15 protein-coding genes are annotated in these 17661 nt (G+C 66.8%); 5 read left to right on the forward strand and 10 right to left on the reverse strand.

What is annotated here, in order from left to right; all coding sequences use genetic code 11:
* Positions 1–44: 44 nt before the first annotated feature.
* The 3 genes from ACNFIA_RS16205 to ACNFIA_RS16215 form a co-directional block, all read right to left on the reverse strand.
* Positions 45–1241 carry an MFS transporter gene (locus ACNFIA_RS16205; protein WP_416786562.1) on the reverse strand — a complete coding sequence of 399 codons (1197 nt, stop codon included), beginning with the start codon at positions 1239–1241 and terminating at the stop codon, positions 45–47.
* 111 nt (positions 1242–1352) lie between these two features.
* A complete protein-coding gene (locus ACNFIA_RS16210) occupies positions 1353–1565 on the reverse strand; it encodes a tautomerase family protein (protein WP_259754613.1) in 213 nt (70 codons plus the stop codon).
* A gap of 29 nt (positions 1566–1594) precedes the next feature.
* The gene (locus ACNFIA_RS16215; protein WP_259754614.1) at positions 1595–2329 is read right to left on the reverse strand and encodes an SDR family NAD(P)-dependent oxidoreductase; all 735 of its coding nucleotides are present in this window, start codon (positions 2327–2329) and stop codon (positions 1595–1597) included.
* A gap of 131 nt (positions 2330–2460) precedes the next feature.
* Here ACNFIA_RS16215 and ACNFIA_RS16220 point away from each other — a divergent pair, with 131 nt between their 5' ends.
* Together ACNFIA_RS16220 and ACNFIA_RS16225 are read left to right on the forward strand one after the other, a co-directional pair.
* Positions 2461–3378, forward strand: coding sequence for a LysR family transcriptional regulator (locus tag ACNFIA_RS16220; protein ID WP_416786565.1), 918 nt, complete (start codon positions 2461–2463; stop codon positions 3376–3378).
* 467 nt (positions 3379–3845) lie between these two features.
* Entirely contained in the window at positions 3846–6251 is a 2406-nt protein-coding gene (locus ACNFIA_RS16225) for a TonB-dependent siderophore receptor (RefSeq protein WP_416786567.1), read from the forward strand.
* Positions 6252–7023: 772 nt separating this feature from the next.
* Here the strand turns inward: ACNFIA_RS16225 and ACNFIA_RS16230 are convergent.
* The 4 genes from ACNFIA_RS16230 to ACNFIA_RS16245 form a co-directional block, all read right to left on the reverse strand.
* Positions 7024–7536, reverse strand: a complete 513-nt coding sequence (locus tag ACNFIA_RS16230; RefSeq protein WP_416786568.1) for a thioredoxin family protein — start codon at positions 7534–7536, stop codon at positions 7024–7026.
* A 59-nt stretch (positions 7537–7595) separates the two neighbouring features.
* Positions 7596–8036, reverse strand: a complete 441-nt coding sequence (locus ACNFIA_RS16235; RefSeq protein ID WP_416786570.1) for a nuclear transport factor 2 family protein — start codon at positions 8034–8036, stop codon at positions 7596–7598.
* A gap of 107 nt (positions 8037–8143) precedes the next feature.
* Positions 8144–8647, reverse strand: coding sequence for a GNAT family N-acetyltransferase (locus ACNFIA_RS16240; protein ID WP_416786572.1), 504 nt, complete (start codon positions 8645–8647; stop codon positions 8144–8146).
* A gap of 158 nt (positions 8648–8805) precedes the next feature.
* Entirely contained in the window at positions 8806–9504 is a 699-nt protein-coding gene (locus tag ACNFIA_RS16245) for an MOSC domain-containing protein (protein ID WP_416786574.1), read from the reverse strand.
* A gap of 533 nt (positions 9505–10037) precedes the next feature.
* On the opposite strand from ACNFIA_RS16245, the gene ACNFIA_RS16250 reads away from it, so the two are divergent.
* Entirely contained in the window at positions 10038–11081 is a 1044-nt protein-coding gene (locus tag ACNFIA_RS16250) for an NAD(P)-dependent alcohol dehydrogenase (protein ID WP_416786576.1), read from the forward strand.
* 80 nt (positions 11082–11161) lie between these two features.
* On the opposite strand, the gene ACNFIA_RS16255 is transcribed toward ACNFIA_RS16250, so the two are convergent.
* Positions 11162–12163, reverse strand: a complete 1002-nt coding sequence (locus tag ACNFIA_RS16255) for a zinc-dependent alcohol dehydrogenase family protein (protein WP_416786578.1) — start codon at positions 12161–12163, stop codon at positions 11162–11164.
* Positions 12164–12269: 106 nt separating this feature from the next.
* On the opposite strand from ACNFIA_RS16255, the gene ACNFIA_RS16260 reads away from it, so the two are divergent.
* The gene (locus ACNFIA_RS16260) at positions 12270–13184 is read left to right on the forward strand and encodes a LysR family transcriptional regulator (RefSeq protein WP_416786580.1); all 915 of its coding nucleotides are present in this window, start codon (positions 12270–12272) and stop codon (positions 13182–13184) included.
* A gap of 24 nt (positions 13185–13208) precedes the next feature.
* Here the strand turns inward: ACNFIA_RS16260 and ACNFIA_RS16265 are convergent, their stop codons facing one another.
* Both ACNFIA_RS16265 and ACNFIA_RS16270 read right to left on the reverse strand, forming a co-directional pair.
* Complete coding sequence (locus ACNFIA_RS16265) at positions 13209–14081, reverse strand: hypothetical protein (RefSeq protein ID WP_416786583.1); 873 nt, start codon at positions 14079–14081, stop codon at positions 13209–13211.
* Between the two features lie 394 nt (positions 14082–14475).
* Entirely contained in the window at positions 14476–15702 is a 1227-nt protein-coding gene (locus tag ACNFIA_RS16270) for an EAL domain-containing protein (RefSeq protein WP_416786585.1), read from the reverse strand.
* Between the two features lie 275 nt (positions 15703–15977).
* On the opposite strand from ACNFIA_RS16270, the gene ACNFIA_RS16275 reads away from it, so the two are divergent.
* Complete coding sequence (locus tag ACNFIA_RS16275; protein ID WP_416786588.1) at positions 15978–17429, forward strand: amino acid permease; 1452 nt, start codon at positions 15978–15980, stop codon at positions 17427–17429.
* The last annotated feature ends 232 nt before the right edge of the window (positions 17430–17661 follow it).

Raw genomic sequence — 17661 nt, forward strand, 5'->3', positions numbered from 1 at the left:
CGTCAGTCGAGGCAACCAGCATCCCGGTTCAAGCGGACTTGAGGTCAACCCCCGTCGGCCTGGCGTTGGCTGAGCCGCGAGCCAAGCACGTAGAACACCCCGCCGCCGACGATGAAGGCGCTGAGCATGACGAACACCCAGTGCGGCGCGAACAGCGCGAGGAAGTAGCCCACCAGGATCGGCCCGAAAGCACCGCCCAGGTTGGCCAGGTTCTGCGTGCCGTAGTACACGCCGCGCAGGTGCGGCGGCGCGATGCGGTCGATGAACATGTATTCCGCCGGGATCACGATGATCTCGCCCAGGGTGAACACCACCATCGCCAGGCCCCAGTGCACCAGGCTGTGGGACAGGCCGAAGCCGACGATGCCCAGCACGAACAGCCCCAGGCCGACGATCAGCCAGCGTTGCAGGTGCGCATTGCCGATGCGCTTGCCCAGCAGGTACTGCAGGGCGATCACCGTCACCGCGTTGACCCCCAGCAGCGTCTGGATCACCTGATAGGCGTACTCCGCCGTACCGGTGGCCACCAGGTATTGCGAGAGGTAGGCGGAAAACTGGCCGAACACCACGGCGGTGAGCACCCCGCCGATGGTGAAGAACATCAGCCGGTGGTCCTTGGCCAACACGCCCATCACCGCGAGGAAGGAGGGCGGCGCCACGCCTTCGGCCGGGCGCATGTTGCGGTCGCCATAGCGGGCGAAGGCCAGCAGGAACACTATGCCCAGGCTCGCCGAGAGCACGAACGGCAGGTGCAGGCTCCAGTGCGCGAGGCCGGCGCCGATGAAGGGGCCAATGGCGTAGGCGAGGTTGATCAGCGTGTAGCGGATGGAAAACGCGCGGCCCTGTTCGCCGGCCGGCAGCAGTCGGCCGAAGATGGTCTTCACCACCACGTCTGTGACCGAATAGGCGAAGTTGAAGCCCAGCAGGAACAGGAAGAACAGCCACAGCTGGTGGGTCAGCAGCATGCCGGCGAAGGCCGCGACGAAGCAGCTGCCGAAGCCCAGGATCAGGCGGAAGCCGGGCAGGCGGTCGATCAGGAAGCCGCCGTACAGGCTGAGCAGCGAGCCGCCGAACAGCGCGCCACCCATGACCAGGCCGATGTGGTTGACGGGGAGGCCGAACTGGGTGGAAAGGTAGATCACCAGATAGGGCAGGGTGATGGCGCGCCCCAGGGTGAGCAGGAAAGCGCCGCTGAGCAGCAGGTTGACCTGTAGCGGATAACGCTTGAGCGCGGCGAGCATTCCATGCCTCGGTTGTCGATGGGTGCGGATAAGCCTTGCGATCCTATCAGCACCAGCTTGGTGCATGGCAAGCGCCGGAGGCGTCGTGCGGCCCCCGGCGTGCCCGCTGCGTCAGCTGCCGGCTTTCTGCCTGGCGCGCAGCGCCTTCACGGTTTCGCCGCCGACGCCCCAGCTGTCGGTGGGGATCTCCTGGATCACCACGAAGGTGCTCGCGGGCGGCTTGCGCAGGACGCGCTCCAGCAGTTCGGTGACGCCTTCGATGAGCTGGCGGCGCTCGTCGGCGGTCACGCCTTCGTCGGTCACCTGGATGTTCACGTAGGGCATGGCGGTTCTCCGTTTCAGGGTGGTCAGGGTTAGAAGACGCCGGTGGTGGAGCCACCGTCGACGTTGAGGATGGTTCCGCTGACGAAGGTCGAGTCGGTGAGGTATAGCACGGCGTCGACGATGTCCTGGGGGGAGCCGATCGTGCCACTGGGCGACAGGCCGCGCAGGAAGGCGCGGGTGCCTTCGTCATCGGCGTGCAGCGGGGTCTCGATGATCCCCGGCGCCACCGCGTTGACCTGCACGTGGGAGGCGGCCAGCTCCAGGGCCAGGCCGCGCACTGCGCTGTTCAGGCCGCCCTTGATCAGCACCGGCAGCAGTGCCGGGACCTTCACGTTGGGCTGCAGGGCGATGGAGGCGGTGATGCTGACGATGTGCCCCGAGCCGTTGGCGGCCATGTGCTGCGCGGCCGCCTGGGAGGGGTAGAAGAAGCCCATCAGGTTGGTGCCGACGATGGCGTTGACCTCGTCCTCGGTGTACTCGGTGACCGGCTTGGGAATGAAGATGCCGGCATTGTTGATCAGGATGTCCACCTTGCCGAAGGCCTCGATGGCCTGGGCGAACAGTCGCTTGGCGGTGTCCGCCCGGGCGATGTCGCCGGCCACGGCGAGGAAGTTGTGCGGGTTGCCCAGGCGGGCGGCGGCTTCGTCCAGGCGCGCCTGGGTGCGGGCGTTGCCGACCACGTTGTAGCCGCGCTCCAGGTAGGCGCGGGCGATGGCGAAGCCGAGGCCGCTGGAGGCGCCGGTGACGATGACGGTCTTGCTCATGGTGATGTCTCCGAAGTGAGGCGGGGCGGGGTGCCCGCGTCGTGGAGGTGAATCTAGGCTGCAACAGCGGCTTGAAAAATGAGGCGCATGGCATTTGAATTGATACCTCATGTAATCAATCGAGCCGCCCCATGACCCGCCACTTCGACGACCTGCAACTGGGCAGCATCGAGCTGTTCTGCCTGGCGGCGGAAACCGGCAGCTTCACGGCGGCCGCCAACGAGGCGGGCATCACGCCCGCCGCGGTGAGCCGCTCGGTGGCGCGGCTGGAAGAGCGCCTGGGCGTGCGCCTGTTCGTCCGCACCACCCGGCAGATGCGCCTGACCGACGACGGCCGCAGTTACTTCGAGCAATGCCGGCAGGCGCTGACCCAACTGGTGGACGCCGAGCGTGCCGTCAGCGGCGGGCAGAGCATCGCCGCCGGGCGCCTGCGCATCAGCGTACCCACGCCCTATGCGCATTACCGGCTGTTCCCGCGGCTGCCGGCGTTTCGCCGGCGCTACCCGCAAGTACAGGTGGACGTGCACGTCAGCAACCGCAACATCGACTTCGCCAATGAGGGCTTCGACCTGGCGATCCGCGGCCGCGACCCGGCGGATTCCAGCCTGGTGGCGCGACACCTGGAAGACGCGGAGGAGGTGGTGGTGGCCACGCCGGACTACCTGGCGCGTGCCGGTACGCCGCAAACGCCGGAGGACCTGGCCGGGCACGAATGCATCCAGTTCGAGCTGCCCAGCACCGGGCGGCGTGTGCCCTGGACCTTCCGTATCAACGGCAAGGCGGTGGAGATCGAGACGCCCGGCAGCGTCACCGTGCTGGAGGACTACCTGGCCACCGCGACCCTGGCCAAGTGCGGCGGCGGGTTGATGCAGGCCTACCGCTTCACCGTGCAGGAAGAACTCGAACGAGGCGCGCTGGTGGAGGTACTGAAGGACTACGGGCAGACGACGCGGCCCTTCCTGCTGATCTACCCCCATGCGCGCCACGTGCCGTCGCGGGTGCGGGCGTTCATCGAGTTCATGCTGGAGGCGCGCCCAGATCGCGCGTAGGAAGCAACTGTCTTCATCTGGCAGTCTGTGCGTGTATTTCCCTTTCCCTAACCCTGGCTGCGCGCCCCGCTCCGAAGGGAGAGGGGCCTGATCGGTGCAGGGGGAATCCATGGCATCGGCCGGCACGGACGGCTCCCTCTCCCTTCAGGGAGAGGGCGGGGGAGAGGGCGGGGCCCGTCGTGATGCTTCAGGTAGGAGCGGACTCTGTCCGCGATCGAGTCCCCACCGCTCCGGTCAGCCACGGCGTTGCGAGTAACCATCGCGGACGAAGTCCGCTCCTACGGCATGGGCCGGCCGCGAGTAGGAAAACAGCCGATCGCGCACATCAAGTAAGACGTATTCGCATTTACAAGTAATTTACATCTGCATACACTTTGGCTCCCCGCCGGCGGCCGACGCCGGTCATCGCCAACCCGAGTCATTGCGCCGACAGAGCGTAAAACCTCGCACCAAGGATCCTCCTGCAGATGAAAGACGTAGCCTCCGGCGCGCTCCTGCTCAGTCTCTCCACCCTCGCACTTTCCGCCGCTGCGGCGCCGGTGGCGGTCGATTTGCCCAGGCAGCCCCTGGCCGTTTCCCTGGCGCAACTGCAGTCCGCCAGCGGCCTGCGCATTGCCTACGATCATGCCGAGGTCGCCAAGGTCGACGCGCCGGCGCTTCGGGGCAGCATGGAGCCGGGCGAGGCGCTCGCACGTCTGTTGGCGGACAGTGGCTTGCAGGGCACGGTCACCGGCCAGAGCGCGCAGGTCAGCGGCACCGCGCGAAGCGCTGCGTCGAGCGATGACAGCGTCGACCTGGGTGCCACCGAGATCGTCGGCGCCGCCAGCGTGGCGCCCGGCACCACCGAGGGCACCGGTTCCTACACCACCGGCGTGATGCAGACGTCCACCAAGCTGAACATGACGGTGCGCGAGACGCCGCAATCGGTCAGCGTGGTCACCCGCCAGCAGATGGAAGACCAGAACATGCAGGACCTCGACGACGCGATCCGCGGCGTCACCGGCATGACCGTGCAGCAGTACGGCCCCGCGCGGGTGAGCTACGCCGCGCGCGGCTTCGACGTCGACAACATCATGTACGACGGCCTGGCCACCAGCATTTCCACCTACACCCAGGACGTGATTTCCGCCGCGGACCTGGCGATGTTCGACCGCGTCGAAGTGGTGCGCGGCGCCACGGGCCTGATGCAGGGCGCCGGCAACCCGGCCGCCGCCGTCAACATGGTGCGCAAGCGCCCGACCCAGGACTTCCACCTGAGCCTGGAAGGCAGTGCCGGCACCTGGGACCGCTATCGCAGCCAGGTCGACGTGTCCGGCCCGCTCAACAGCGAAGGCACCCTGCGCGGCCGCGCCGTGGCAGCCTACGAGACCCACGACAGCTTCCAGGACGTGGTCAGCGGCGAACGCGGCGTGCTCTATGGCATCACCGAGGCCGACCTCAACCCCGACACCACCCTGACCCTGGGCGCGTCCTACCAGAACGACAACAAGAACGACAATTGGGTGGGCCTGCCGGCGCCGCTGGGTGGCCGTCACCTGGGCCTCAAGCGCTCCGACTACTACGGCGCCGACTGGTCCTACTGGGATACCACCACCACCCACCTGTTCGGCGATGTGGTGCACCGCTTCGACAACGGCTGGCAGATGAAGGTCGCCGCCGACAAGCTGTGGGCGCGCATCGACATGCTCGGCCTGTACAACAGCTGCTACTACACCGAAGGCTGCCCGACCATGATCCAGGGGCCGGGCCAGTACGCCTACACCGACGACCACCAGAGCTACGACGCCTTCGCCAACGGCCCGTTCCAGGCCTTCGGCCGCGAGCATGAACTGGTGTTCGGCGGAAGCTACCGCGAAGAGCGCTTCGACGGCCACGGCGGCTGGGGCGATTTGACCTACAACGACGGCTCGCCGATGACCCCGTTCGACCCGACGAAATGGGACCCGGGCTCGGTGCAGAAGCCGAGCATCGACATGAGCCTGTGGAACATGAAGCTCGACCAGGAGCAGAAGGGCGCCTACGTCACCACCCGCCTGAACGTTGCCGACCCGCTGAAAGTCATCCTCGGCGGCCGCCTGGACTGGTACGAGGCCGACCCGCACAACGACACCGGCACCCAGAAGGTGACCCGCAACGTTACCCGCTACGCCGGCGTGGTTTACGACCTGAACGAGGTCTACTCGGTCTATGCCAGCTACACCGATATCTTCAAGCCGCAGAGCAACTTCGATTCCAGCGGCAGCCTGGTCGACCCCATCACCGGCAAGAACTACGAGATCGGCCTGAAGGGCGAGCACTTTGGCGGCACGCTGAACACCCAGCTCGCGCTGTTCCAGATCGACCAGGAAAACCGCGCCACCGACGACACCAGCGGCCCCTCGCCGTGCCCCAGTTCGCCGACTTCGATCTACTGCTCGCGCGCCTCGGGCAAGGTGCGCAGCCAGGGCGTGGACATGGAGGTCAGCGGTGCGCTGACCGAGAACTGGCAGGCCATGGTCGGCTACACCTACGTCGACGCCAAGTACAAGCATGACAGCAACGAGGACAACGTCGGCAAGCCCTTCGACCCGACCAAGCCGCGCCATCTGTTCAAGCTCGCCACCAGCTACACCCTGCCGGGCGAGCTGCACCAGTGGCGCGTGGGCGGCAACCTGGTGACCCAGAGCCAGACCGAGGACACCTCCACCGGCTTCCAGCAGGGCGGCTACACGGTGACCAACGCCATGGTCGGCTACAAGGTCAACGAGAACATCGATACCCGGGTGAACTTCAACAACATCTTCGACAAGTACTATTACAGCGGCATCAGCTTCGGCAACCTGAACTACGGCGAGCCGCGCAACCTGATGTTCACGGTGAAGTACTCCTTGTGATCCGCCCGATCTGAACGCAAAAGCCCCGCATCGCGGGGCTTTTTCTTGGCTTTTCGTAGGTGCGAGCTTGCTCGCGAACGATCTGCCGGCGACTACGGCGTTGGGCGGTTCGCGAACATGGCTCGCTCCTACACATCGGCAGACGCACCACGGGCTGGCGTTATCGCCTACGAACCCCGGTGAGCGACCTGGCCTGAACAAAAGCCCCGCGTGGCGGAGCCTTCTTGGCTTTTCGTAGGAGCGAGCTTGCTCGCGAACGATTTGCCCGGCGGTTGCGGCGTTGGGCGGTTCGCGAGCATGGCTCGCTCCTACACATCGGCAGGCGCACTACGTGCTGGCGTTATCGCCTACGCACCCCGGTGATCGACCTGGCCTGAACAAAAGCCCCGCGTGGCGGAGCCTTCTTGGCTTTTCGTAGGTGCGAGCTTGCTCGCGAACGATCTGCCCGGCGGTTGCGGTGTTGGGCGGTTCGCGAGCATGGCTCGCTCCTACACATCGGCAGGCGCACCACGGGCTAGCGTTATCGCCTACGAATCCGTGTGATCGACCTGGCCTGAACAAAAGCCCCGCGTGGCGGAGCCTTCTTGGCTTTTCGTAGGTGCGAGCTTGCTCGCGAACGATCTGCCCGGCGGTTGCGGCGTTGGGCGGTTCGCGAGCATGGCTCGCTCCTACAACGGCCTGCGGGTTCGGGGATTTGTAGGATCGGGCCATGCCCGCGATCGCGCGCATGGCGCGCCGCTACTGGTCGATGCCGTCGTTCCGGCGGCTGCGCTTACGCTCGACCTTCCGCCTGCTCGAACAGCGCCAGCAAATCCGTCAGCGTGCTCTCCAGATATGCCCCCGCGCGGTACGCGGGCTTGAGCGCATCGCCGCCCGCCACCACCTCCTGCGGTCGTTCGATGAAGCGGCCCACCGGCTGGAACTCGGCATCGAGCACCAGCACCACCGGAATCAGGACGCGCTCCAGCGCCATGCGCTCGCGCAGATCGTCCTCGGCGCGGCCCTTGGTGATTACCGCCAACTGCACGCGCGGTTGCAGGCGCTGCAGATAGTCCATCACGGTGACGTTGATCTGGCAGTCGGGGCACCACATTTCGCCGGCGATCAGCAGGCGGTAGCGGCCCTCGATGGCCTGGACGCGGCGCAGGGTGTCGGCGCTGATCGTGCCCGGCTCGGCCAGCTGTTGCTGGACCTTGCGCACGCCAGCGATCTCGGCGGGCAGGCCGTGGGCGACGAAGGCGTCGAAGCCCTCGCCGATGGAGAAGAGTTCCTCAAAGGAGGCCATGGGGATTTCCTTGATGCAGGGATGGCCCATCCCAGCAGAAATCCCCCTGGCGGGCAATCTCAGCTGGCCGACTTCGCCTTCGCGGCCGCCAGGTAGGGCGCCAGGCGGCGACCCATTTCCTCGCCCAGGGCCTGCAGGCCACTGAGCGGGCGGACCATCACCTCGAACTCGATGATCTTGCCGTGCTCGTCGAAGCGGATCATGTCGATGCCCTTGAGGTCCTTGCCGTTCACCGTGGCGCTGAATTCCAGCACCACGTTCAGGCCGTCGCCGGTGGCCAGCTCGCGGTGGTAGGTGAAGTTCTCGAACACCTGCAACACGGTGTTGAGGATGGTCGACACCACCGGCGCGCCGGGGTAGGGCGAATGCGCCATGGGCGAGCGGAACACCGCGTTGGGCGCCAGCAGTTGCGGCAGGTTGGAGAGGTTCCTGGCGGCCACCATCTGGTGCCAGCTGGCCAGGGAAGCGGCGGCCTGGGGATGCAGGTTCAGTGCGGTCACGGGAGTAGCTCCTGGGTTTCTTGTTGTTCGCTCAGGACGATACGGCCGCGCCGCCAGGTCGCTCAATGATCGCAAATGACAGAAGACTGATCGTGACGAACAGCGGCTCAGTGCGTCGCCGGGCTGATCAGGTAGCTCACCAGCTGCGGATCGTCCCCCGGCTCGATGCGCTGCACCGGGCGCGGCAGGTCGGCGAACACGGATTTCCAGAAGGCCGCCGCCACCTCGTCCTGGGCGTAGAAACGCACCAGCCACGGGCCGGGATTGCCCAGCAGCACCTGGTTGGCCAGGGCACGGCCGATGCCGAGGCGACGGTACTTCTTCAGCACGAACAGGTCCGACAGCTCCAGCGCGTCGATGCCGGGCAGCTCGCTGCCTTCCACCAGCAGGAAGCCGGCGATGAAGCCGTCGGCCAGGATCAGGTTGGCGCTCCACTCCGGCTCGCTCCAGTAGCGCGTCAGGTGCTCCTCGTGGATGTAGAAACGGCCGTCCACCTCCACGTCCTCGTCTTCCCAGTCCGACGACTCGTAGGCGTAGAACTGGTAGAGGTTGCGGATCAGGTCCTGATGCTCGGGGCCGGCCTGCACCAGCTGGATGGAAAGGTCGCTCATGGTCGAAGGCTCGCGGCAAGGCGGAAGAGGGCGAATGAGCGCCATTGTCGCGCATTCTCGCCGCAGCGCCAGTGGCCGGTGCGCTCGGCCGTGGCTAACTGCCATTGGCGTGCACCGCGCGCCGGCGGACGTTCCGGCGCCCGCCGTGGAGTCCCGCGTCAGGCCTTCGGGCTGCCGTCCAGGCGCGGGCTCCAGTCTTCCACCGCGCCGTTCTCCAGGCGCCGCGACAGCGTGCGGCGCCAGTTCGGCGGCAGCGGCAGCTCCAGGCAGTCGCGCAGCACCGCGGCGTCCACCTGCTTGTCGAACAGCACGGCGCCCAGCCGTTGCAGGGACCAGTCGGCATGGTGCCGCTCGATCAGTTCCAGTGTCGCGCCGGCAGCCACCGTGCCTTGCTCCAGTACCCGGTAGTACCAGCCGGTGCGCCCTGATTCCTGCACGCGCAGGGCCATCTGGGCGACGTCGAAACGATCATTGAGCTTCCAGCACGGCATGCGCCCCTGGGACACCTCCAGCAGCGCCGTGCCGGCGCGGATGCGGTCGCCCAGGCAGAGGTCGGCTTCCGTCCAGCCGGTGGTGCTGAAGTTCTCCCCGAAGGCGCCGGGTTGGCCCAGCAGCGGGTGGTCGCCCAGCTCGGCGATCCACGCCGCGTAGTGCTCGCGGGGGTAATGATGGATGGCCTTTTCCACGCCGCCGTGCACGCGCAAGTCGCCTTGTTCGTCGCTCTCCAGGCCCAGGGTGGTGACCGCCAGTGCCGACTGGCGCGGCTGCTTGGCGATGGCGCTTCGCGAGCCGGGCCGGGTGAAAGGCACGGCGCAGCCGGTGAGGAGGGCGTCGAGGGAAACGGCGGGCAGTGGCATGGCAAGGCTCTTACGGGTAAATGGTATCGATCAAAAACTACCTATTACCATCGGGCAGATGCTATTTGCTGTCAAGGTTTCGATTCGATACCAGTAGTCGGGATGCGACTTTATTTGGAGCAACCGCCTTCTGCTGGGACTTTGTGCCTGCGATTTCCCTCACCCCAGCCCTCTCCCAGAGGGAGAGGGGGCAGCCCGTGCCGGCTGCGACCGAGGTTTCACCCCACGCCATGGAGTTCCCTCTCCCTCTGGGAGAGGGGTAGGGTGAGGGCGTACCCGAGCGCTGGCGTTTCGTTGTAGGAGCGCACTCCGTCCGCGGGGCCGGCCACGGCGAACCTGCGCTCCACGCCAGGATGGGGGCCGCTCGCCCGTTCCGCCGAAACGCTGCCCAGGGGCTCTGCATCCGCAGGACGCTGGTGCCGAGCAATCCCCGGCGAAGCCTCCGTAATGAGCTTTACTTCAGGGTTCCCCGCTGGCCGGACAGGCAACAACGTCGTCGCCCCGGCCCGTTCAAGCATCGAGGAGCACCACCGATGAAAACCCTTGGATACGCTGCGCAGAACCCACGGGACCCGCTCGCACCCTTCACCTTCGAGCGCCGCTCGCTGCGGGACAACGATGTGGCGATGGATGTCCTCTATTGCGGCGTCTGCCACTCCGACCTGCACCAGGCGCGCAACGACTGGGGCTTCAGCCGCTACCCCATGGTGCCGGGCCACGAGATCGTCGGCCGGGTCACCGCGGTGGGGCCCAAGGTCACCCGCTACCAGGTCGGCGACGCCGTGGCGGTGGGCTGCATGGTGGACTCGTGCCAGGCGTGCGACCAGTGCCGCAAGGGCGAAGAGCAACTCTGCCGGCAGGGCAACACCCAGACCTACAATGGCCTGGATCGCATCACCCGCGAGGCGACCCAGGGCGGCTACTCCAAGCACCTGGTGGTGCGCGAGGAATTCGTCCTGCGCGTGCCGGACGGCCTGGACCTGAGCCGCGCCGCGCCGCTGCTGTGTGCCGGCATCACCACCTATTCGCCGCTGCGCACCTGGAACGTCGGGCCGGGCAGCCGCGTAGGCGTCGTCGGGCTTGGCGGGCTGGGGCACATGGCGGTGAAGCTGGCCGTCGGCCTGGGCGCCACCGTCACCGTGCTCAGCCGCACCGAGGACAAGCGCAGCGATGCCATGGAACTGGGCGCCGATGCGCTGCTGGTGTCCTCCGATACGCGAGCGATGAAGGCGGCGGCCAACAGCTTCGACCTGATCATCGACACCGTGCCGGTGCGGCACGACCTGAAGCCCTACATGCCCCTGCTGGATATCGACGGCACCCTGGTGATGGTCGGGCAGGTCGGCCCCATCGACGAGTTCAGCAGTGTTCCGCTGCTGCTTGGCCGCCGCCGTATCGCCGGCTCGCCCATCGGCGGCATCGCCGAAACCCAGGAGATGCTCGACTTCTGCGGGAAGAAGAACATCCTGCCGGAGTGCGAGATGATCCGCATGGACGAGATCAACCACGCCTTCGAGCGCATGGAGCGCTCCGACGTGCGCTACCGCTTCGTCATCGACCTGGCCACGCTGAACTGACCTGGCACGCCCGGCGTGCCACCCCTGGTTACCAAGACGCCCCGGCTCCGCTGCCACCTGCGCGGCGGAGCGAGGTGGGGCTACAGGGTGACCACCACCTTGCCGAACTGCTGGTTGGATTCCAGGTAGCGGTAGGCCTCGACGATCTCCTCGAACGCGAAGCGGCGGGCGATGACCGGGCGCAGCGAGCCGTCCGCCAACCCATCGACGATGAATGCCTTGGCCGCCTGCAGGCGTGCCGGGTCTTCCAGCACTTCGTAGACGCGGTAGCCGCGCAACACCAGCGAGCGGCTCAGCACCTCGAACAGCGGGAAGGGCGTCGGCTCGGGGCTCAGGCCGCCGTACTCGATGAGTATGCCGCCCTCCGCCATGGCGGCGATCAGGGGCTCGAAGATCGGCCCGCCCACCGGATCGAACACCACCCGCGCGCCGACCTTGCCGGTGATCTCGAGCAGCCGCGCGCGCAGGTCTTCCTCGTCGCTGGCGATCACTTCGGCGGCGCCCGCCTGCAGCAACGCATCGCGTTTCGCCGAACCGCGGGTCACCGCGATCGGCACGGCGCCCACGCGCCGGGCAATCTGGATGGCCGCCAGGCCAACGCTGCTGGAGGCGGCGGTGATCACCACGAAGTCGCCGGCGCGCAACGCGGCGACCTGCACCAGCGCACCGTAGGCGGTGAGGTACTGCATCCACGTGGCGGCGGCGTCGCTCCAGGCCTGGCCGGGTGGGTTCTTCACCAGCCGCGCCTGCGGCACCACCAGGTGCTCGGCGTGGGTGGGCTGTTCCTGCATCGATGTGGGCGGCAGCACGCTCACCGCGTCCCCTTCGGCAAAGTCCCTGACGTTGCTGCCCACCGCCTCGACGATGCCGGTGGCCTCCAGGCCAAGGCCGGACGGCAGGCGCGGGGTCTCGATGTATCGGTCGGTGCGCAGCAGCACCTCGGCACGGTTCAGCCCCAGGGCCTTGACCCGGATGCTCACCTCGTCCGGGCCGGGCTGACGAACCGCCAGGGGTTCGATGCGCAGCACGTCCGGCCCGCCGATCTGGTGAAAGCGAACAGCCCGTGCGGTGACATTTTCCATCTAGAAGCTCCTATACGAAAGTGATGTGATGTAAATGCACTATCCGGTATGGGATTAAGCGGATAAATGGCGTATAGAAGCGCTTAGTCGAAATCAGGAGTTACGAATGGATCGCCTCACCAGCATGGCGGTGTTCGTTCGCGCAGTGGACCTCGGGTCCTTCGCGGCCGCCGCCGATGCCCTGGAAATGTCCGCGCCCATGGTGGGCAAGCACGTGCGCTTTCTCGAGGAGCGCCTGGGCGTCCGGTTGCTGCAGCGCAGCACTCGGCGGCAGAGCCTGACCGAGGCCGGGCGGATCTACTACGAGCGCTGCCGCGCGTTGCTGGCCGATGCCGAGGCGGCGGATGTTCTCGCCGCCGGCGAGGTGGCGGAGCCGCGTGGGCGGCTGCGGGTAGCCATGCCGGTGCATTTCGGCCGACGCTGTGTGGCGCCGGTCCTGCTGGAGTTGGCGCAGCGTTATCCGCACCTGGAACTGGACCTGCGCTTCAGCGACCGGCTGACCGACCTGGCGGAAGAGCGGATCGACCTGGCCATCCGTACCGGCGAGCCGGAGCCGCGGGCCGGGGTGATTGCGCGCCGTATCGGGCGCCAGCGCATGGTGGTGTGCGCCGCGCCGGCGTACCTGGCGAAGCATGGCAGGCCCGCCAGCATCGAGGAGCTGGCTGAGCACCAGTTGCTGGTCTATCACCGTTCCGGGCGGATCAACCCGTGGCTGTTTCCCCGCGAAGGGCAGTCACCGGTGGAGTTCGCGCCGAACGCGCGGCTGCGTTTCGACGACCTGGCGGCCATCGCCGATGCGACGGTGCGCGGCATGGGGCTGGCCTGGCAACCGTACTGGCTGGTGGGCGACGCCATCCTGGCGGGCGAGCTGGAAGAACTGCTGCCGCAGCAGCCGGGCTTTCTCTACGGCGTCTACGCCACCTGGCTGCAGACCACCCAGTTGCCGCGCAAGGTCCGGCTGGCCATCGATGCGCTGGTGGAGGTGATCCCCGGCCTGGTCATGCCGGGGCTGGCGGAGTAGTGGGGGCGAGGGCCCGCGGCGGCGTCAGTTCGCCGGGGTGAGGCGCAGCACGCGGTCGCGGCCGCCTTCGGCCAGCAGGTAGCCGCCCTTGCCGTCGGGCACTATGGCCTGCGGCGCCTTGAGGAACGACAGGACGGTGCGCGGCTCGCCCGTGCCGTTCCACAGCAGCAGGCGCGCGCGATGGGTGGAGTCTTCGCTGATCCACAGGCCGCGCGCGTCGCACATCAGGAAGGTCGGCTGGTTCAGGCCGGAGAGCAGCACCGGGTCGCTGCCGTCCTCGCTGAACTGGTGCACCACGCCTTTTTTCTTCTCGGTGTAGAGCAGCTTGCCGTCGGTGCAGCGGGTGACGGATTCGGTCTCCCGCAGTTTGTCGCGCAGCACCGTCAGCTCGCCGTCGCTCCAGCGGTAGCGCAGCAGCCGGCCATCCTCGCGGCGGTCCTCGATGGCGTAGAGGTTCGCGCCGTCATCCCACAGGCCCTGCACGGACTGGCCCATGAACAGGTCGGTGACCTTGCCGTCCTTGAGCAACTGCACTGGCCGGCCCTCGGACTCCTGGCTGAACACCCAGCCGCCCTGGGCCGCGATCATGCCGTCGGGTTTGGTCAGCCCGTCCACCATGATCCGCCGCTGGCCATCGGCGGCGATGCGCAGGATGTTGCCCTTGTCCTTCTTCAATTCCTGGCTGACCAGCAGGCCACCGTCGGCCAGGGGCACCAGCGACGCGGCCTTTTCCACGTTCTTGTGCAGGACCTCGACGGACCAGCCATCGGCCGCCTGCACGGGGTAGAAGTCCTGCCAGGCGAAGAAGGCCAGCGCGGCGGCGATGACCAGGCTGGTGCCGGTCAGGGCAAAGCGGAACAGCGGACGACGGGGCGTGCGCGAAGAAGTCTGGGGCATGTCGGCTGCCAAAAATGAAAGTGGGCGACGCTGGGGCTATCCCTGTTGAGGCGTGCCTTCCTGGCATCCAGCGCGGCCGAGCATGGTAACCAGACAGTTCATCGGTGGGCTAGGGCAAAGCGCCGTGACGGTCATCACGTGCGGCGAGACCGAAACGAGGGGCAGACCGTCATATAGCCGACACTATTGGGACGATTGTGCAGCGAATCCGCTGGTATCGGCGTCGGAAAGAGCGGCTGTTTGACGCGTTTGTACGTATTTGGTTGTGATGCGGGCGAACTGGGAAGACGCGCTGATGGCCAATGGCCTACAATTGCGTCGTCCTTTGCTGAGGACAATCCAGACGGCTGTTGCGGACAGGAAGTCCGTAACAGCCGTTTTCTTTTGCGCCGCGCTATTGCGCCGGGCGCAGGGCCTGCACGGCTTCGAGCTTTTGCAGGCGCAACGGCGCGCCGCGCAGGAAATGGCCCACCTGGCTGGCGTCCATTGGCTTGCCGAACAGGAAGCCCTGGGCGCAATCGCACTCCAGTTGCTGCAGTTGGCGCAATTGGGCGGCGTTCTCCACGCCTTCGGCGATCACCCGCAGCCCCAGGTCGCGGCCCAGCGCCAGGGCATTGCGCAGCACGACGAGGCGGCGCGGATCGCCATTGTTCACGTCGGCGACCAGGTGGCGGTCCAGCTTCAATTCGGTGAACGGCAGTTCCATCAGGCGTTGCAGGGTGGAGTGGCCGCAGCCGTAGTCGTCGATGGCCAGGCCGCAACCCAGCAGGCGCAGGCGCAGCACGTTCTCCAGGCTGAGCGGCGGGGCGTGCAGCGGCGAGGACTCGGTGAGTTCGAAGGTGATGCGCCGCGGGTCCATGTCCAGCGTGCGCAGGTTGCGCTCCACCGCGGCGGCAAAGTCGGTCTGGGCGACCTGCTCGGCCTCCAGGTTGAATGACAGCTTCAGCTCGTTGTTGCCCTGATTGCGCAATGCCTCTATCGCCTGACCCATCAGCTCGAACAGCATGGAGTCGAGCTTGCCGGCACGGCGCATGGCCGCCAGGAAGTCGCCAGGCAGCAAGACCGCACCATCGTCCCCCTGCCAGCGCGCAAGTACCTCGAAGCCATACACCTGGGCAGTGGCGACATGCACCTTGGGCTGCAGGTACGCGCGCAGCTTGCCCCGTGTCGGCAGGCCGGCGGGCTCGCCGTCCTCGCCGGCGGCGGTTTCCGCCAGCGGCAGGCCAAGCTGCGCGCCAGCGGGCTGGAAATCGCTGAGCAGTGCGCGCAGGCGCTCCAGGGTGGCGGCGTCGTTGCCCAGCCAGAACACCTTCATGCCTTGCAGTTGCAGAAGGTGGGAGAGGGCGCTCCAGGTGCCCGGGGCCATCTCCCCGCTGACCACCACGCCGTCGGCCAGGCGCTCGCGGGCGACGGTCTGAAGGAACTCCAGGCGTGCCACCGGATCGATGCGCACGTCGCAGATCAGCAGGTGCACTCCGCCCTGGCTGCGCAGCCGATCCAGAGCGTAGGCATTGCTGGAAACCTCCGAAAGAAAGCTGTAGCCCAGGTGATGCAGCGCGGTGACAGCGGTCGAACGATGCAGGCCGGACGCCTGGAGCACGAGCGCGGAGAGCGGAGGCATGGTTGGTTCTCTAGGAGGATTGGTCTGACACATTCTCGAAAACGCCGTCCTTCCTGTGATGAGGAGGATTCCAGTTCGTTTGTCAGATAAATCCGCCTCTTCAGCGCTGTGCCCACCCAACCGGTATCGCGACCCGTCAATAGCCTGGAGAGAAAGCTCGAACAAGTTCGAGGGTCGGACAGGTTCTCGTCTGCCTCAAGTCAGCTTCCTTCCGACAGCCCGGGATTACAACGGAATCACCGACCCGCCAGGGCCATTTCGGAAGGAGTCGAATCATGAAACATCTTCGTCACGTGGAAGGCGGGACGGGCGACGGAAAAGTCGGTCTGTTCGGCCTGACCTCACTGATCGTCGGCAGCGCCATCGGCTCCGGCATCTTCGCCTTGCCCGCCACGCTCACCGGCGGCGCAGGCGCGCTGGGTATCCTCTGCGGCTGGGCCATCGTGGCCTTCGGCATGCTCGCGCTGGTGTCGGTCTACCGTAACCTCACCCTGCGCCAGCCGGACATCGACGACGGCATCTACGGTTGGTCGAAGGCCGGCTTCGGGCATATCGGCGGCTTCATCGGCGCCTACGGCCACGGCGCCGGCGACGCCATCGGCAACGCCTCCTACCTGGTGGTGATCTTCAGTGCGCTGGGCGCCTTCGGGATCTTCTCCTGGTTCGGTGACGGCACCACCTGGCCCGCCATATTCGCCGCCTCGGCGCTGCTGTGGGTGATCAACGGGCTGGTGTTGCGCGGTGTGAAAACCAGCACCACGGTGAACAACATCGCCACCGTCGCCAAGGTGGTGCCCATCGTGCTGTTCCTGGGCCTTGCGCTCTACCACTTCGACAGCCGCGTGTTCCTCACCGATTTCCGCGGCCAGAGCCATGGCACGTCGATCTTCGAGCAGAGCAAGACGGTGCTGCTGGCCGCCATGTGGACGCTGATCGGCCTGGAGTCCGGCACCATCTACGCCACCCGTGCGCGCAAACTCTCCGACGTGGCCAAGGCGTCGACCCTCGGGGCGATCATCGTCTCGCTGCTGCTGGTGGGCACCTCGGTGCTGGCGCTGGGCATCCTGCCGGCGGCGCAGATCACCCAACTGCACCAGCCCTCCATGGCGGGGCTCATGGCCGCCATGGTCGGCCCCTGGGGCGGCATGCTGATCAACATCTGCCTGATCGTCTCGGTGGTCGGTGCGCTGATCGCCTGGGTTGCGCTGAGCGCCGAGGAAGTCATGCTCTCCGGCCGCGGCCACAGCTCCGCCCGTTGGCTCGGCCGCCTCAACGCCAACGGCGCGCCGCGCAACGCCATGTGGCTGACCACCGGGATCGCCCAGGCGATGATGCTGGTGGCCGGTTTCAGCCATGCCGGCTACCTCGCGCTGCTGTCGTTCTCCACCTCGCTGGCGCTGATCCCGTACCTGCTGTCGTCGATGTATTCCTTCCAGTGCGCCTGCAACGGGCGTGGCTATGAAGGCACCAATGCCCATGGTCGTTATCGCGAGATGGCGCTGTCGGCCTTCGCCGTGTGCTTCGTGCTGTTCATGCTCTACGGCGCCGGTCTGAAATACGTGCTGCTGGCCGCGGTGGTCTGGGCCGTTGGCCTGCCGCTGTTCATCCTGGGCAAACGCGAACAGCGGGCGAAACTCAGCGCCGTTGAATGGGGCGTGTGCCTGGTCGTGGTCGGCATGGCCCTGGCCGGGCTGCTCGGCCTGTGGACGGGGCACCTGGTGCTGTAATCGGGACGCTCTGCCCACGCCGCCCGCCGAACCCGGCGGGCGGCGTCGTTCTCTTCCGCGAACATTATTCTGCTTCCTCGCTTGATGTCCCGCGCGCCCGCCCGCTCTGGCCTGCGGGTTCTCCACGGCGCACGCCGGTGAAACCCAAGGTCGATCCCTGTTGTCCCACGTGTTAGGGTCCTCGGGCTCCCTTTCACGTTCGCAGTGGCTACGACGGCGCTGCGGCACGCCC

Origin of the sequence: Pseudomonas sp. NY15437 (genome assembly GCF_048068435.1) — a bacterium.
Lineage (GTDB): Bacteria > Pseudomonadota > Gammaproteobacteria > Pseudomonadales > Pseudomonadaceae > Pseudomonas > Pseudomonas nitroreducens_B.